This is a genomic window from Acinetobacter sp. ANC_7512, from assembly GCF_056779935.1.
The window spans coordinates 46,583-63,989 of the sequence record NZ_JBWYIX010000005.1 but is presented as its reverse complement, the minus strand read 5'-3'; the positions used below and the strand labels follow the sequence as shown (position 1 = coordinate 63,989).

The following is a 17,407-nucleotide window of genomic DNA, read 5'->3' as shown; positions in this document are numbered from 1 at the left end:
TATGGATAATAAAAAATGCGTAACACTCAACGTGGTGCATCGTATACAGCGATTTTATTAGGGGTAATTGTTGCGGCATTTGGACTTAAAGTGCTCGTAGCATTGTGGCAGCCTTATTGGGATGACCGACTAATCAATCAATTGATTGAAGAGCAAGTTGCAATCAGCTCAAAGGCGACAACACCACAACAGTTTGCTTCAACAATGGGGCAGAAATTTAGCATGAACAATATCCGTGACATTGAGTTTAAAGATATTGCGACTGTCAAATCTAAACAAGGTTTACAAGTGACAAAGAAATATGAAGTAAGAAAGCCATTCTTATTTAATATTGATTTAGTCCTCACATTCGAGAAAAGTTTTGATCAAAGGTCAGTTCAAAGTAAGTGATTCTCGCTTACTGAGTCGCATCGGTTATCAGTTTAAGAAAATTGAATTACTTCAACTTGCATTGACACACCGATCGGTTAGCCATAAACATAACTATGAACGCCTAGAGTTTCTAGGCGATTCATTGTTAGGAATGATTATTGCCAATTACCTTTATCATGCTTATCCACATGAAAACGAAGGTCGTCTGACGCGTATGCGAGCTACTTTGGTTCGACAAGAAGCGTTAGGCAAAATTGCAACGGATTTGAAACTTAGTCAGAGTTTAATACTCAGTACTGGTGAATTAAAATCTGGTGGTCATCATAGAGAGTCGATACTCGCTGACACAGTCGAAGCGATTATTGGTGCAATCTATACTGATAGCCAAGATTTAAAGTTGTTAGAATCAATTGTGTTGAAATGGTATGAACCTTATTTAGATCATATTGAACCAACAGATCAATTGAAAGATCCTAAGTCCCGTTTACAAGAGTATCTTCAAGCTCGTAAAAAACCTCTCCCAGTGTATGAGGTTGTTGATATTCAGGGTGATGCACCAAACCAACATTTTAAAGTGGAATGTATGGTTGAAGGCTTGCCAAAATGTATGGGTGAGGGTTCAAGTCGTCGTTTTGCTGAGCAAGCAGTAGCGGCGGAAATTTTAAAATTTTTGGAGCAAAAGTCTTCATGACTACTCATTCCGATCACATCGATGCTGATCACGAGTCGCAAGACAGCGGCAATGATTTAATCAATCAATTTTTTAGTTCTCAAGGTACTACAATTCCCTCAGACTACAAAAGTGGCTTTGTAGCAATTGTAGGTCGTCCGAATGTAGGTAAATCTACATTAATGAACCATATTTTGGGTCAGAAGCTTTCGATTACGTCTCGTAAGCCTCAAACAACTCGACACAAGATTGTGGGTATTGATACGCGTGAGAAATCTCAGGCAGTATTTGTTGACACCCCTGGAATGCATAAGAAAGAAGTCCGTGCTATCAATAAAATGATGAATCGTGCAGCTCATTCAGCCTTGCGTGATGTAAATCTTGTACTGTTTGTTGTAGACGCTGACAAATGGACTCAAAATGATGAATTAGTCCTTGAGAAGCTCAAAAATGCCGAAATGCCTGTCATCTTGGTCATTAATAAATTGGACACATTTGAGAATAAAAATCAGGCATTACCACTAATTCAAGAACGTACTAAATTAATGAATTTTGCTGAGATTGTTCCGGTATCGGCATTGCGTGGCGCTAACCTTGATCATCTTCGAGATACGATCGAAAAATACTTACCGTTTCAACCACCATTGTATGCACTAGATCAACTCACAGATCGTTCTGAACGCTTCTTAGCTTCTGAAATTATTCGTGAAAAAATCATGCGTCAACTAGGTGAAGAGCTTCCATATGATTTAACGGTTCAAATTGAATCGTTTAAAACAGAAGAAGCGACTTTAAATGAGAAAACTGGTCGTATGAAGCCTGCTTGTACCTATATTGATGCTACGATTTTTGTTGATCGCCCTGGGCAAAAAGCGATTGTCATCGGTGAAAAAGGATCAAAGTTGAAAAAAATTGGTATGGATGCACGTGCTGATATGGAAAAAATGTTCGAAGAAAAGATCATGCTCACCCTTTGGGTTAAAGTCAAAGGCGGTTGGTCTGATGATGAGCGTGCATTAAAAAGCCTAGGGTATAGTGATATCTAAGGATTAAACGGTTATAGGAGCTGATGATGATGAAGATGGTTGCGATAATTGTATGTGCTTTGGTTTTACAAGGTTGCATTCATAAAGTTGTCACAGTTCCTGTAAAAGTTGCGTATAAAACCACCAAAGGAGTCGTCAAAGGTACTGCAGCAGTAGTTGGGGCTGTTATTCCCGATGGTGATGACGATGATGAAAAAGAACTAAAGAAAGATAAATAATAAGATTAGTCGATGCGAAATGAACTTTTGCATGGATACTTAATCCATCATCGAAAGTATCGAGAGCGGAGTCATATTGTCCATTTATTCACTGAAGAGTATGGACGAGTTGACGGCATACTAAGACAACCTCCACCACCGCAATATCAGCCTATCGCACTCCAAGCGACAGGTAAGTCTGAATTAAAAAATTTCACAAAATTAGAAATTGTTAATCATCCTATTTTTTTTCATGGAGATGCATTCTTTTCAGGATTTTATTTAAATGAAATCTTATTGAGATTATGTCCATTAGAAGAGGCAATGCCAGATACTTTTGCACAGTACCACAAGACATTAGAAAGTTTACAAAAATTAGCTCAACATTCAAATCCTAACGAATTCTTGAAGCAAATTCTTCGTCAATTTGAATACGTACTTCTAGAAGAGCTTGGTTATGCGATTGATTACTCGATAGATGCACACCAAAATGAAATTTTAACTTCACAAAAATATCAATTTCAATTAAACGAAGGCTTCATACCAGTTCAGTATTCAAGTGCCGCTACACTGACAGGTGAGCAAATTCGCAGCATGATAAATTATGAAAATGGTACAGATTTCAACGCTGAACAGTTACAATTGTTGAATAAATTATATCGTCAAATGATTACTTCATTATTGGGTGATCGCCCACTAAAAAGTCGTCAATTGTGGATTCAAAACGCTCAATCAAAATCAAATTAGGAAAATGTTATGGCTGCATTGCTTGGTGTGAACATTGATCATGTTGCAACTCTAAGACAGGCTCGAGGCACACGCTACCCGGATCCAGTACAGGCAGCACTAATTTGTGAAGAGGCAGGGGCTGAAGGCATTACATTACATTTACGTGAGGATCGTCGTCATATTCATGATGATGATGTCCGTCGCATGCGCCCTGTACTTAAAACACGCATGAACCTTGAAATGGCAGTGACAGATGAGATGGTGGCATTTGCTAAAGAAATAAAGCCGCATCACGTGTGTTTTGTGCCTGAAAAGCGTCAAGAAGTCACGACCGAAGGTGGCTTAGATGTTGTTGGTAATTTTGAGGCTGTTAAGTCTGCTACACAGGAATTAGCAGCGATTGGATGTGATGTATCGTTATTTATCGATGCTGATATTGAACAAATTGATGCTGCAATTGCCTGTGGTGCGCCAACTATTGAGATTCATACAGGTGCTTATGCAGATGCTGAAACAGAAGAAGCACAGCAGGTAGAGTTACAACGTATTATCCGTGGAACAGAATACGCTGCTGCTAAAGGTTTGGTCGTAAATGCTGGGCATGGACTTAATCTTGACAATGTTGCTCCTATTGCAGCAATTCCTCAAATACACGAATTGAATATTGGACATTCTCTGATTGCCGATGCTGTTTTCAAAGGACTTACGCAAGCAGTTCAAGATATGAAAGCAGCAATCAAAGCTGCACGATAAGATTGATGAGTACTATGTCAAATATTGATTATGATGAATTAATGAAGCCTGTCATAAGCTTCCTTGGTTGCGAAACTCCACAAGCTTGGTTAGATGAGGCTGTAAATAATCTTGATATTTTGATGCAAGATCATGCGAACTGTGAAAAGAAAGCAGCCAGTACAGCCATGAATCTCATGTTTAGATACAGCTTTTTTGTAGATTTACAAGTTAAGCTCGCTCAATTAGTGCGTGAGGAAATGCTGCATTATGAGCAGGTTTTAGAGTTTATGAACAAGCGCGGGCAGCAATGGGTCGGTTTAAGTGCTGGGCGTTATGCGGGTGGCTTACGCAAAGAAATTCGGACGTATGAACCAGAAGCGCTAATTGATGTTTTAATTATTGGTGCGTTTGTGGAAGCACGCTCATGTGAACGTTTTTATGCATTAGCGCCTAGAGTCGATGAGGAATTAGGGCGCTATTATCGCTACTTACTAAAATCTGAATCACGCCATTATGAGGATTATTTGGCTCTAGCTCTGGATGTGGCTAAAACTGCGAAATTGAAAGATCCTGAGGAGGATATTCAAAGTCGTATAGAGCACATTCGTGAAGTTGAAAAGCAACTCATCTTAACACCTGATGAAACCTTCCGTTTTCACAGTGGAGTTCCAGCAAAAGCAGCTTAAAATATGGTTGAGAAAATCCTCCCAAGTGGGGGATTTTTTTGACATAAAAAAAAGCCCAAGTCTTAAATGCTTGGGCTTTTTAGTATTTGGCTCTCCAACCTGGGCTCGAACCAGGGACCTGCGGATTAACAGTCCGTCGCTCTACCGACTGAGCTATTGGAGAATCTGAATGCGATTATAAGGGGATTTAAGATTGGGTCAAGTGTAAATTGCCATACAATTGTCACTTTTGAGCCGCATGTTGTTTATTTGCTCAAATAAAATGTTTTTTTTAAATTTACTTGCCAATTTAGAATGAGCTTGTTAGATTTATTTAACAACAGAGCGCTTGAAACAGAGTTTTAAGCAGTGTGGATTTATACCAACTTGCCAGCACTAAATGGCTAAAATAGGAGAAAGCGAATGAATACGCTTACCATTTCTCAGATCTTTTCTAATCTTGAATTCTATAAACAAAATTACCTGTCTATCTTGAATTCGCCTAGTTCTTATTTCATTGAAGTAGAGGGCGCGGTAATTGATGTATTTCCTTTTAAAAAACATCATCTGGTTTTGGGTGAGTTATTACAGCTGTGGTTTTCTGAAAAATGGTCTGTTGATCAAGATCAATCATTCACGCTTGAACAATATTTGGCAGCAAATGACTTAACACCTAACGTAAATAAAGTCTATATCTACTCCATAAAAGGGAATGCCATTCTTGGCACGAATAAATCGCTTGCTTGGTTAAATGAATCGAATGCGGTGAGTGAGATTTTATTAAAGTCACCACTTAAATATTATGTTGAATGCCTAAGTTGTTCTCGTCCTTCAAAGCATTTGTTTAATAAACAGCTTGCAGTTTAGGCAAATTTTCACAAGTCAAATCTGAAATTGTTGAGTGAATTGATTTTTTTTTAATATAGTCCAAGTTAGCCTGTGTCATTTTATCTTCTTTAGTAGGGTGAATTGGTGTTTCTAGAACTTATTTTTCATTAATTAAATCCCATATTATGGTTACTTAGATCAGTTCCAACTTCTATATGATGGTGCAAAGCATATCTATAAATGGGATTTTTCAGTGATAAATATGATCTTTCAGAATGAGCTATCGATACTATGAATAGTGTTTAAATTTCAATATTCTATTTGGATCACTGATGGATCATGTTTGGATAGCTTTAAAAAAACCTCCGACGTTTATCCAATCCTAAAAGCACACTTTTTTCGCTTCAGTGAGAGAGCGTATTAACCAAAAGGTTTTATGTTGCGTATTGGGTTATGTAGGTGCATGAAGGGGTTTAGATTTAATAAAAAAACCCGCGAAAATCGCGGGCTTTTTGATCTGATTAATTTATCAGATTATTTTTCAGCTGCGATAGAAGCAATTGCTGCATCTACGCCTTCGATTGAGTCAGCTGCTTTTTTGATACGTGCAAGCGCATCAACCAATACTTCATCTGCTGTTGCATATGAAATACGCATATAACCGCCTAAACCGAATGCATCACCAGGAACAACCGCAACACCAGTTTCTTCCAATAACCATGCAGAGAATTCTGTGCAAGATTTTAAACCTTTTGCACGGATCAATGGACGAATGTTTGCATAAGCATAGAATGCACCGTCAGCAGGTAAGCATGTAATGCCTTTGATATCATTCAAGCCATTAACAACCAAATCATGACGGCGTTTGAAAGCTTCAATCATTGGTTTAAGTACATCTTGAGGACCATTCAATGCAGCTTCTGCCGCAACTTGCGAAATTGAAGTTGGGTTAGAAGTAGATTGTGATTGAATTTTCTTCATTGCGCCGATTAATTTAGCAGGACCTGCTGCATAGCCGATACGCCAACCTGTCATTGCATATGCTTTAGATACACCGTTGAGAACGATTACGCGATCGTAAAGATCTGGTGCAACTGTAGCAATGTTATAAAACTCGTCGTCCCAACGAATTGGTTCGTACATATCATCAGAAGCAACATATACTTCAGGATATTTACGAAGAACTTCAGCTAATGCTTCTAATTCTTCTTTGGTATAAATCATACCTGTTGGGTTAGATGGGCTGTTTAAAACAACTAGGCGAGTTTTATCAGTAATTGCAGCTTCTAATTGAGCTGGTGTGATTTTGAAACGTTGTTCTTCACCACATTTAACAATAACTGGCACACCTTCTGCGATGATCACCATATCTGGATAGCTTACCCAGAATGGAGCAGGGATGATTACTTCATCGCCTTTATTTAACAATGCAAGCGCAAGGTTAAAGAATGATTGCTTACCGCCACAAGAAACGAGAATCTGGTTAGCAGCATAATCAAGGTTATTATCACGTTTTAATTTAGCGATAATTGCTTTTTTAAGACCTGGCGTACCGTCAACTGCGGTGTATTTAGTGAAACCGTTGTTAATCGCTGCAATTGCTGCATCTTTGATGTGTTGTGGTGTATCGAAATCCGGTTCACCTGCACCTAAGCCAATAACGTTTTTACCAGCAGCTTTAAGTTCTGCAGCTTTATTGGTCACAGCAAGCGTTGGGGACGGTTTGATGGCATTGACACGATCAGAGAGACGTACGTCCACGGCAGTATTCCTTCTTATAGGGATTAAAAAATAAAAAGCACACTATCTTAGCTTAAATTGAATGTTTTAGTCGTCCAATATCTAGGCAAATTAGCAAAAAATCACGAAATTCACCGAATTTTAATGCAATGATACATATCCACATTAAACAACGTGGGTCGCATAAAAAAACAAATTTCCGTACAATAGCGTTAGATTGAAATGAGTAGTCTCAAATGAGTTCGGAAAATTCTCCCAAAAAGAAGCCTGTAGTGAATCTTCCATTTCCTATCAAGCAAGTGAATGACGCAAAGCAAGCTGATGAAGAAATCGAAGTTCTACGTCCAAAGCCTCAGCGCTATGCTGATCGCACATGGATGCCGCCACGTGGTACACGTCGCTCGATGGGTAAAAGATAAAAAATAGGTGCTTTAAGCACCTATTTTTTTGCAGGGAAGAATTACACGTAACTTAAGTTTTGATCTAGAGTCAGTAAGTTGAATGTAGAACCGTCTTTAAATACGATTGATTCAACTTGATGTGCTTCACCTTTAGCCCAATCTTTAATAGTGATTTGATCAGCAGAATCTTTAAGTTTGATGATACGATCATTCCCAGAGTCTTGAACGAGTAAATCATCAATTGAGATACCAGCACCAAATTGAATGGTATCTTGACCACCTTTTTCATAGATTGTATCTACTCCAAAGCCTTGATCAAAATAGTATGTCTCGTTACCAAGATCGCCATACAATTTGTCGTTACCAATACCACCATTTAAGATGTTAATTAGACCCCCGTTTGCGATTAAGGTGTCATCTCCAGCGAGGCCTTTTAGTTCGTTATTTACGAATTTGCTACCTGTGATAATGTTGTCAGATTGGTTACCCGTACCACTTTGTTGAATTTCTGATCCAGCAATCAAAAGTTCTTTGATTGGATTGATCAGCGTAAGGTTTTCAATATTTTCGGTTAATTGATACTGATCTGCAGAACTAATGACAGTGTCTGTACCTTCATAGTTGTGTTCAAGTACGAAGTCATATTTTGATTGTACATAATAGGTATCGTCACCACGACCACCTACGAGGACATTGATGCCTTCACCACCTTTTAGAATGTCATTGCCCCAACCACCAAAGAGCAAGTCATCACCTTTACCACCTACAAGCGTATCGTTGCCGACACCGCCTTTAATGATGTCATTACCATCTTTACCGTTTAAGGTACGTCCGAAAACTGAGTAAGTGGTAATAATGTTGGTGTTAGGGTTAAATAAGTTTGTCGCTACTGCTACAGAACCAGCTAAATCACCTGCATATGCGTAAGCAAGTTGAGTCAATGTATTTACAAGTTGATCACGTGAAGAGAAGCCATCATCAAATATTTCACCTTTGATGAATTGTCCAACGAAGTTTAAGCCCTCAGTCACGATTTGATTCACAACATCAAAGATACTCGCACCAGCTTTTAAGTTCGCTTTAACCACATCACCTAATAGCTCTAAATACCAAGTAAACGGACGGCTATCACCACCGTTCAATTGTGAAGTATCCACACCTAAATAGTGATCAAGAATACTTAATGGTGTGATACCTGTCCAATCACCTAGCTCGCCACCCAAGTTTTCAAGAGCTTGAGTTGCATCCATAAGTACCAATCCAAACTTACCATCAGAGCTTGGTAAATATCCTGCTGGAACAACAGTCTCGCCATCAGCATTTTTAACGCCATTCAAGAAATTGTCAGCTAAAGTTTTGATCAATACATTTGATGCTTGCCAGAATTGTTCATCCGTAATATAGATGCCTTTATCTGCGAGTGATTTACCTGTTCCTAAGCGAACATATTGATAAAGGAAGCTCTGAGGATCAGCTATTGCAACAGCTTCAGCAACTTTTAACCAGTTTTTAGTACCCTGATCAACTGCGTCATTTGATGCTAAATCTTCTTTGATCACGGTATAAATAGGGCGCCAGAAATTTTTACCTTGTAAAGAACCAGTTGAGATAAACTTGTTATATAGTTCTTGAACTTGTTTAAATGCAGATTCACTTACGCGGTAACTGAATTGATTGTCAATTTTGTAGAATTTAGGACGACCGTCATCTGATGGATTAGATTGATCTGGTTGTTTTGGTTGCCCCCATTCTCGATCAAAATGTGAGTCTGAAGGTGGAAGAGTGGCACCAATATCCTTACCAATATTTACGATAATGTCTGAAATTTGATCAATGATTGCATCACCGGCTTTATGAATTTCTTCGAAACCAGGAATGAATTTATCACCAACTTTAACCAATGGCGCAACGCTATCTAATAAATCATTCACGATGCCATCTTTGCCGATAATCAAATTACCAACCAGCTCACTTGGAATTTTTAAAATTGAATCAAGGCTAAGTTCGCCATCTTTCCATTCATTTTTGTGGTGTGTATCTTTTGCTTCTACATTTGAGCCGAGGGCCTCACCAGCACCACTGAGTAAATTCGATGCTGCATCGATAATGCGGTCACCTAACTCATGAACAACTTCAAATGGTTTACCAAGTAGAGCATTACCTGCTAGGCCAATAGGCGAAGCCACATCTAAAACTGTATTGACTAAATTTGCTGTCGTGACTAAACCATTACCTAGTAACTGAGCTGGAATAGAAAGTACTGAGCTAAATTTGAAATCAGGAACATAATCGAAAATAGGTTCAAGTGCATTTTCAACTTGATTTGCAACTGTATTCACAATTGATTTTAGGTTTTCAGTAGCTGATGGAAGCTCTTGAGACCATTCATTATCATAATGAGTATCTTTAGGTTCAATTGTCCCGCCAATCGCTGAGCCAATGTCATGAGCCACATCAGAGACAGCATCAATAATCGTATCACCTGCTTTATGAACAACATCAAAACCAGGGATAAGCGCATTTCCTGCAATAGCAATCGGTGCAGCAGCATCAAGAATATCATTGGCAATATTGGTTGCACCGATAATGGTGTTTCCAATTAAATCCCCAGGAAGGCTTAAAATGTTATCTAAGCTGAGTTCTTTGTCTTCCCACTCATTTTTATGATGAGTGTCATTCGGTTCGATGGTTGCACCAAGTGCTTTACCCACTGAATTCACTGCATCTGAAGCTGCATCAATAATTTTATCACCAAGTTCGTGCACTGCTTCGAAAGGTTTGCCAAGTAAAGCATTACCTGCTAAACCAATAGGAGATACTACATCAAGAACAGTATTCACAGCATTGGTGGCAGCGATTAGACCATTACCAACGAGTTGAGCTGGAATTGAGAGAACTGAACTTAATTTAAAGTTAGGTAAGTAATCGAATGATTTATAATTGAACAAAGCCATTGTTATAGTCTCTTATAAAAATAAAGTGTTTTTAATCATTGTTTGTGATTAAAGTGTGATGAGAATCACATTTTATTAATTTAAAATCAATTGCTTTTGTTAGACAAGATCATGAATTTTTTGTCATAATTTAATGAAAAATATAGTAAAGCTTATATGAGAACTGAATAAGATTGATTTTTTTCAAAAAAAAACACCAGTGCAATGACTAGTGTTTCAAGGGCAAATAAAATGTATGATCTAAAAATATAAATATTGTAAACTATTGATTTTTATTGGATAAATATTTGTAGTATTGTCTCTTGTGATCATACATGGATTGATCTGCACGCTTTAACATATCCTCAATTGTTTCATTCTCAAGGCTTGTAGCAAATCCCATTGATGCACTGATGATATGGTTAGAATAATATTGATTATCGATATTCAATAATTCTTGAATGGTCAAAATCGTCGACTGAACGGTAGTTTCATTTGCACCTTGCATCAGGATAACAAATTCATCACCTCCAATTCGAGAGGCTGTATAACTGGTATTGTGAATCGTTCTACTTAAGATATTACCCATTCTGCGTAAAATCTCATCACCTACATCATGACCAAATTGATCATTAATCGGTTTAAGGCCATTCATATCTAGAAAAATTGCAGAAACTGGGCGAATAAGTGCGCGTTCCAATCGATGGATTTCTTCAGTGTAGAACGAGCGATTTTTGAGTTTTGTTAAAACGTCGTGTTTACCTAAATATTCTAAATAGCTCTCAGCTTTTTTTCGCGCTGTAATGTCCGTTAGGGCAAGTTGTACAAGTCCCCAATCTTCTTCATAACCTGGAAACACAGTGAATTGAAGTAAAACATAGCGAATTGAACCATCCAAAGCATAATTGATCGCTTCACGACTATGATGAATTTTCCCATTCCATAGTTCGATCAATTGTTCCTTAAAAGTTTGATGCATTTCTTTCGAGAAAACTTTTTTTAGATTTTGAAATAAATCTGATTTCGTCGATGCCTTGAACAAATCCAATGTTGCTTGGTTGACGTCTAGTAATACAATGTCTTCAATGCATTGTTGTACGAAATCCTGATGGACATCTAAAAAAATTCTGAAATCATCAATACCAATTGATTTAAGATGATCGAGTCTTAATTTAATGCGACTAAAGTCTTCAACCCATAATGATGTGGGTGAATAACTAAATCTTGCTTCAGCTAATCGACGATTTTTTTCTTCTAAACGCCGAGCTTGCATATAACCACTAATATCTTCTGTAGTAAGCAAAATACGGTCTAAACTTTGTTCTGAACCAGGTAAAACGACAGCTCGCAGTTTTATGTCTAAAGGTTGACCACTCAGGGTGAAATTAGTGGTTGTACTTGTAAACTCTAATTCACCCTTCCAAAGTGCAACTAATTCCGCTACATGTGCATCAAACATTTGATGTTGGAAAATGGTGCTTAAATTTTGTGTGAGATGTTTAAGGCTTTGTGCTTCAAAAAGATCGAGTGTTTTTTGATTTACTTTAACAATCTTAATTTGATGTGCGCATAAAGTCACAAGATCTGGATTTTGCTGCAGATGTAAAGCTAAATCAGTGACCCCATCACTACGCCATTGGTTAAAGATGGTTTGAATGGCACTAAAATCTTCCAACCACATTGGGATAGGAGATAAATCAAAAATTGATGAATCAAGTATCTCCATAACTATCCTTGAACTTTTCTTTTAAAACAATAAATTGTGGATAATATAGCACTAAATTATTTTGATATAAAATTCAAATTTTTTGTTATTTTTGTGATTTAAGGCACTTTTTTGAGCTAAGCTAACGTTGAGCTAAATCCTATGCTCAATTCGTTAGATTTTTATTTTGATAAAAATGATGCTTGTTAATATACATGCATTTATCTGCACGGCGTAACATATCTTCTAAGGTTTCGCCTTTAAGTCTTGTGGCATGTCCGAGTGAAACGCTGATAGAAAGATGAGGGTGATCTAGATTATGCTGATGTATTTGAGTTTCAAGATCATGAACTAGGATTTTAACTTGCTCAACATCGGCATGAGGCATCAATAATACAAATTCATCGCCACCTATTCTAGAAATTGAAAAATCTTTTTTGTGGGTGACAAATTGAAGAATCTCGGCAAAGTTTTTTAAATACTGATCACCGACATCATGTCCGAACTGATCATTGATGATTTTTAAACCGTTCATGTCAATGTAAATACAAGACACTGGATAGAGATCAAGTTGCTCAATCCGTTCAATTTCTTCATTAAAATACGTTCGGTTATGTAAATCCGTTAAAATGTCATGTTGACCCAAATAATGTAAGTGATTTTCTAATTTTTTTCGCTCAGTGATATCTGTAAGGGCGACTTGTATCACCGCCCAATCATCTAAATTATGTGGAAAAATATTTAACTGTTCTAAAACGAAGATTTGTTCTCCATTCGCATTGTAGAAACTACTTTCACGCTGTTGATATTCTTCATGATTCCACAATTGAAGTAGCTGACTTTTAAAATTTTCCAAACGTTTAATATCAAATAAATCATGAGAATGATGTAAAAATTGAGATTTATCTTTCACAGCAAAAAGTTTGAGCGCCGCTTCATTAACATCAATGAATTGTATTTGCTCGAAGCATTCCACAACAAATTCTGGATGTTGATGAATGTGTTGATCTAAATTTTCAATGTTTTGCATATGGAGCAGCTCAAATCTTTTTTTTATTTGGCTAAAATCCATGATCCATAGTGCTGTTGGATTATAAGTAAATAAAGATTCGGCAAAATGACGTGCTTTTTGATATTGGGAAATATCTTCGGTGGTCATGAGTAGGCATTTCCAATTATCCTCATAACCTTTTAATTTCATACCGCGTAATTGAACATCTAAACGCTTTCCATTGGTCGTATAATTGATCACTGGAATATGATGTTCAGTATTCTTCCAAAGTGATACGAAAAATTGGATTTGGAAAGTGCTGACTTCAGGATGAAGGAACTTCTGAAAACTTTCTAAAATTTCTTCTAAGTTTTTTGCTTCATACAGTTTAAGCGTACTTTGGTTAACACGTAAGGTATGAATCGTACTCAAGCAAAGGTGGAGACGACTGTGATCCTCCATCAAATATGCTTCAATATCTTCAATACCTTCAGCAGTCCATTGTTCGAAAATTTGTTTAACACCGCTGAAGTCTTGTAGCCACATCGCAATTGGAGATAAATCAAAGATGGTCAGATCTAAATGATCCATAGATGCGAGCCTTGGTGTTTAAAATTCATTCATTTATACAATATAAGTGAATGAATCTTATAAAATCAACATCTTATTAAACTGATTTTTTTGCTCGATGCTCAGGTTTTGGCGCAGAAATTGACTTAAGCCCTTGCCAAACATCAACAAAATCTTGTTCATTAATTTGGTAGAGTTCAAGTAAAGCCAATACCACACCACCCATCATGAATGCACGATCGGACTTAGGTTTATATTGGAAGGTTTGATCTTTTAGATGATAGAGGATATCTTCGATTTCAAATATGCGTTCACGTCCATTACTGTCCACGGGGAACATCGGCGTTTCGATCAAAATATTGGCTAGTTTCTTTTCAGATTCATTTAAATTAAGTTGCTCAAATGCCGTTTCTAAAGAATCCGCGAACAGCAGTTCAGAAGAAAAAATGGCATGTAATAAAGGTTGGTTTAATTTAGGAAAGGTTCGTTCAACGAAAGGTTTAAACGAAATCGGGAAAATCACATTTTTTGATATACCTTTGAACATGGGTGCTATTTCAGCAACTTTGTAACCTGCTACACCACAACCAACGGCTGTAATAAAATACTTAATCTTGGGGTGGTTTTTTGTATAGATCTTAAAATCATTGATGTAGTGTTCAATCTGGGATAGAGGCATTTGTTGCAAATGCTCATTCATGGTGGGTATTGCATAGCTCTGTCCAGCCCAGCCGCGGCCAGCACCTTTAACCGCACCGAAATGTTGAAGTGCAATTTTTGCAGCACCACCTGCATGCGTGCCTGCTAAATTACTACCAAATACAAATACTGTATCTTCATTTAAACTGTTGATAATCGTTTCATCGTGATATTGGTAAGTCATAGTTTTTTACATCAACATGCAATTTAAGTTCATGGTGCAATTGATTGCTGTAAGGGTCAAGTAAAATTGATTGAATTTATGGTTTTCACCCTCATCATCAGATGAGTAAATCATAAAGATTTGAGCAAGCAAGCCATGCATTACCAGTGTTATTGCATATTTTCATCATCTGTATAGCGAGAATTATCGAGTGAGTGACAGTCGTCCATTTGAATTAGTAACTAATTACGAGCCTGCAGGAGATCAACCTCAAGCAATTGAGAAACTTGTTAAAGGAGTACAACAAGGTTTTAAGGATCAATTGCTATTAGGGGTAACAGGCTCTGGTAAGACCTATACGATGGCGAATGTGATTATGCAATTACAACGTCCTACTATTGTAATGGCACACAACAAAACCCTTGCGGCTCAACTCTATGGAGAATTTAAAGCTTTTTTTCCACATAATGCTGTTGAGTATTTTGTAAGTTATTACGATTACTATCAGCCAGAAGCATACGTACCGTCATCTGATACTTTTATTGAGAAGGATTCTGCTATTAATGATCACATCGATCAGATGCGGTTGTCCGCAACGCGTGCTTTGCTTGAGCGTAAGGATGCCATTATCGTTGCTTCGGTGTCCGCCATTTATGGTTTAGGTGATCCTAACGCATATATGAATATGCTCTTACATATTGTGACAGGTGATCGAGTCAGCCGTGATGAGTTGATTCGTCGATTGGTAGAAATGCAATATACGCGTAATGAACTCGAATTTTTACGAGGTACTTATCGAATTCGTGGAGAAATTCTTGATATTTTCCCCGCAGAGTCAGAACAAAATGCAGTGCGGATTGAGCTATTTGATGATGAAGTGGATTCGATCCGCTGGTTTGATCCTTTGACTGGAAAAATGATTCGTAAAGTCCCACGAATCACGATTTATCCTAAAAGTCACTATGTGACGCCTAAAGATAACTTGCAGCGTGCCATCGAAACGATTCGTGAAGAACTCAAAGAGCGCTTGGCATATTTCAGAGCTGAAGATAAATTGCTTGAAGCTCAACGTATTGAACAGCGTACTCGATATGACCTTGAGATGATGCAACAGCTTGGTTATACCAATGGTATTGAGAATTACTCGAGACATTTATCAGGTCGACCAGCTGGAGAGGCCCCGCCAACGCTTTTCGACTACCTGCCTGAGGATGCATTACTTATTATTGATGAATCGCATGTTACGGTTCCTCAAATTGGTGCGATGTATAAAGGCGATCGATCACGTAAAGAAAATCTAGTGAATTATGGTTTTCGCTTGCCAAGTGCATTGGATAATCGACCAATGAAGTTTGAAGAGTGGGAACGTATTATTCCTACTACAATTTATGTCAGTGCGACGCCTGCCAATTATGAATTAGAAAAATCAGAACAAATTGCTGAGCAGGTGGTGCGTCCAACAGGGTTGATTGACCCCGTCATTGAAATTCGACCAGTATTGACTCAGGTGGACGATGTCCTTTCGGAGATTAATCAACGTAAAGATAAAAATGAACGCGTCTTGGTCACAACGTTAACCAAACGTATGGCTGAAGATTTGACGTCATATTTAAAAGAGTACGGGATCAAAGTGGCTTATCTGCACTCTGATATCGATACTGTTGAACGTGTGAAGATCATTCATGAATTACGAACAGGTGTCTACGATGCATTGATTGGAATTAACTTACTCCGTGAAGGTTTAGACATGCCTGAGGTATCTTTAGTCGCAATTTTAGATGCCGACAAAGAAGGCTTTTTACGCTCAGAACGTTCACTTATCCAAACCATTGGTCGTGCTGCTCGAAATGTTGAAGGAAAGGCTATTTTATATGCAGATCGGATTACGGATTCAATGCAAAAAGCAATTGATGAAACGGAGCGTCGCCGTACCAAACAAATTAATTTTAACTTAGAACATGGCATCACTCCTCGTTCAGCAGTCCGCCAAGTCATCAAAGAAATTGATACTGGTGAAGAGTATGATGATGAGTCAATTGATGAGAGTGTATCGGGACAAGCACGTGCATTAAGTGCGGATGAGCGCCATATAGTTTCCGATCCAAAACTATTGGCAAAACATTTGGCTAAATTAGAGAAGGAAATGCTCAAAGCTTCGAAAGAGCTTCAGTTTGAGCAAGCAGCGCGTTTCCGTGATGAGATCGTGCGTTTAAAAGCACAGTTAATTCAGTGATTTAATTTACAGAAAACACTGTAAAATCATCACATAACGTAACATTAAGCCGAAAAATAACCGTTATTGTTGAAGAGTAAATGAATACTCACAAACAAATTCAATAAATAGGGGTTATTTAGATGATCAAGAATCTCCCATCTGCTGGTTTCAATGTTAGCAAGATTGTATTGGGTGGTGCCTTATTGGTTGGTTTAGGGGCAGCAACGATGGTTTATGCTCAGGACAAGCCACTCAATACTGTTGAAAAAGTTGAACTCGATAAATACTTAGGTGTTTGGTATGAAGTAGCACGTAAGCCACTTTATTTCCAAAACAAGTGTGATCGTGATGTGACTGCGACATATACATTAAATGAAAATGGTAATGTCAATGTTGATAACCGTTGTTTTACTGCTGACGGTAAAGTTACTCAGTCAGTGGGTGAGGCATTTGTACAAAATCAGCCATTTAATACAAAATTGAAAGTTAGTTTCTTGCCGAGTGCTATTCGATGGTTACCAGTTGGTCGTGGAGATTATTGGGTGCTGAAACTGGATGAGGATTATCAAACTGTACTTGTGGGTGAGCCTAAACGTAAGTATATGTGGGTGCTTTCTCGCACGCATAATCCTGATCAAGCAGTTGTGAATGAGTATCTTGATTATGCTAAATCCGTTGGTTATGACTTAAGCGATGTGATACGTACAAAGCAAACGGGTCAAGCACCTGGTTCAACAAAATAATGTTG

The 17,407-nt window shown here is 37.8% G+C and carries 16 protein-coding genes and 1 tRNA gene; 11 read left to right on the top strand and 6 right to left on the bottom strand.

From position 1 onward, the window contains the following. Nucleotides 1-15 precede the first annotated feature (15 nt). Genes AC1M9H_RS06515 through AC1M9H_RS06485 form a run of 7 tightly spaced genes read left to right on the top strand, consistent with a single transcriptional unit; the run spans nt 16 to nt 4,435 of the window. Nucleotides 16-390: a DUF4845 domain-containing protein gene (locus tag AC1M9H_RS06515; RefSeq protein WP_035267180.1), complete on the top strand. Its 375-nt coding sequence runs from the start codon at nt 16-18 to the stop codon at nt 388-390. Further along, a complete protein-coding gene (gene rnc, locus AC1M9H_RS06510) occupies nt 362-1,063 on the top strand; it encodes a ribonuclease III (protein ID WP_035267179.1) in 702 nt (233 codons plus the stop codon). Before AC1M9H_RS06515 ends, rnc begins: the two co-directional genes overlap by 29 nt. Next, entirely contained in the window at nt 1,060-2,088 is a 1,029-nt protein-coding gene (gene era / locus AC1M9H_RS06505) for a GTPase Era (RefSeq protein ID WP_035267178.1), read from the top strand. Before rnc ends, era begins: the two co-directional genes overlap by 4 nt. A gap of 26 nt (nt 2,089-2,114) precedes the next feature. Next, nucleotides 2,115-2,306 carry an NF038104 family lipoprotein gene (locus tag AC1M9H_RS06500; protein WP_180028433.1) on the top strand — a complete coding sequence of 64 codons (192 nt, stop codon included), beginning with the start codon at nt 2,115-2,117 and terminating at the stop codon, nt 2,304-2,306. A gap of 12 nt (nt 2,307-2,318) precedes the next feature. After that, entirely contained in the window at nt 2,319-3,032 is a 714-nt protein-coding gene (gene recO / locus AC1M9H_RS06495; RefSeq protein ID WP_092767057.1) for a DNA repair protein RecO, read from the top strand. A gap of 9 nt (nt 3,033-3,041) precedes the next feature. Then, nucleotides 3,042-3,767, top strand: coding sequence for a pyridoxine 5'-phosphate synthase (gene pdxJ / locus AC1M9H_RS06490; protein WP_035267175.1), 726 nt, complete (start codon nt 3,042-3,044; stop codon nt 3,765-3,767). Between the two features lie 14 nt (nt 3,768-3,781). Further along, complete coding sequence (locus AC1M9H_RS06485) at nt 3,782-4,435, top strand: MiaE family protein (RefSeq protein ID WP_180028430.1); 654 nt, start codon at nt 3,782-3,784, stop codon at nt 4,433-4,435. Between the two features lie 87 nt (nt 4,436-4,522). On the opposite strand, the gene AC1M9H_RS06480 is transcribed toward AC1M9H_RS06485, so the two are convergent. After that, nucleotides 4,523-4,598 (bottom strand) — tRNA-Asn (locus AC1M9H_RS06480). A gap of 239 nt (nt 4,599-4,837) precedes the next feature. Between AC1M9H_RS06480 and AC1M9H_RS06475 the strand changes: the two genes are divergently transcribed. Then, nucleotides 4,838-5,281 (top strand): hypothetical protein, encoded by a 444-nt coding sequence (locus AC1M9H_RS06475; RefSeq protein ID WP_481587793.1) that lies wholly within the window; start codon nt 4,838-4,840, stop codon nt 5,279-5,281. Nucleotides 5,282-5,776: 495 nt separating this feature from the next. Here the strand turns inward: AC1M9H_RS06475 and AC1M9H_RS06470 are convergent, their stop codons facing one another. Continuing rightward, nucleotides 5,777-7,003, bottom strand: a complete 1,227-nt coding sequence (locus AC1M9H_RS06470) for a pyridoxal phosphate-dependent aminotransferase (RefSeq protein ID WP_035265512.1) — start codon at nt 7,001-7,003, stop codon at nt 5,777-5,779. A 215-nt stretch (nt 7,004-7,218) separates the two neighbouring features. On the opposite strand from AC1M9H_RS06470, the gene AC1M9H_RS06465 reads away from it, so the two are divergent. After that, nucleotides 7,219-7,401 (top strand): hypothetical protein, encoded by a 183-nt coding sequence (locus AC1M9H_RS06465; protein WP_092767054.1) that lies wholly within the window; start codon nt 7,219-7,221, stop codon nt 7,399-7,401. Between the two features lie 41 nt (nt 7,402-7,442). On the opposite strand, the gene AC1M9H_RS06460 is transcribed toward AC1M9H_RS06465, so the two are convergent. From AC1M9H_RS06460 to AC1M9H_RS06445, 4 genes are all read right to left on the bottom strand, one after another. Then, a complete protein-coding gene (locus AC1M9H_RS06460; RefSeq protein ID WP_481613016.1) occupies nt 7,443-10,337 on the bottom strand; it encodes a calcium-binding protein in 2,895 nt (964 codons plus the stop codon). Between the two features lie 262 nt (nt 10,338-10,599). Further along, nucleotides 10,600-12,042 (bottom strand): sensor domain-containing diguanylate cyclase, encoded by a 1,443-nt coding sequence (locus tag AC1M9H_RS06455; RefSeq protein ID WP_481597357.1) that lies wholly within the window; start codon nt 12,040-12,042, stop codon nt 10,600-10,602. Between the two features lie 145 nt (nt 12,043-12,187). Continuing rightward, the gene (locus AC1M9H_RS06450) at nt 12,188-13,603 is read right to left on the bottom strand and encodes a diguanylate cyclase (RefSeq protein WP_481613015.1); all 1,416 of its coding nucleotides are present in this window, start codon (nt 13,601-13,603) and stop codon (nt 12,188-12,190) included. A gap of 76 nt (nt 13,604-13,679) precedes the next feature. Continuing rightward, a complete protein-coding gene (locus AC1M9H_RS06445) occupies nt 13,680-14,465 on the bottom strand; it encodes an A1S_2505 family phage non-structural protein (protein WP_481613014.1) in 786 nt (261 codons plus the stop codon). Between the two features lie 190 nt (nt 14,466-14,655). Between AC1M9H_RS06445 and uvrB the strand changes: the two genes are divergently transcribed. Further along, the gene (gene uvrB / locus AC1M9H_RS06440) at nt 14,656-16,677 is read left to right on the top strand and encodes an excinuclease ABC subunit UvrB (RefSeq protein ID WP_481591428.1); all 2,022 of its coding nucleotides are present in this window, start codon (nt 14,656-14,658) and stop codon (nt 16,675-16,677) included. A 122-nt stretch (nt 16,678-16,799) separates the two neighbouring features. Then, the gene (locus AC1M9H_RS06435; protein ID WP_481591429.1) at nt 16,800-17,402 is read left to right on the top strand and encodes a lipocalin family protein; all 603 of its coding nucleotides are present in this window, start codon (nt 16,800-16,802) and stop codon (nt 17,400-17,402) included. Nucleotides 17,403-17,407: the final 5 nt, after the last annotated feature.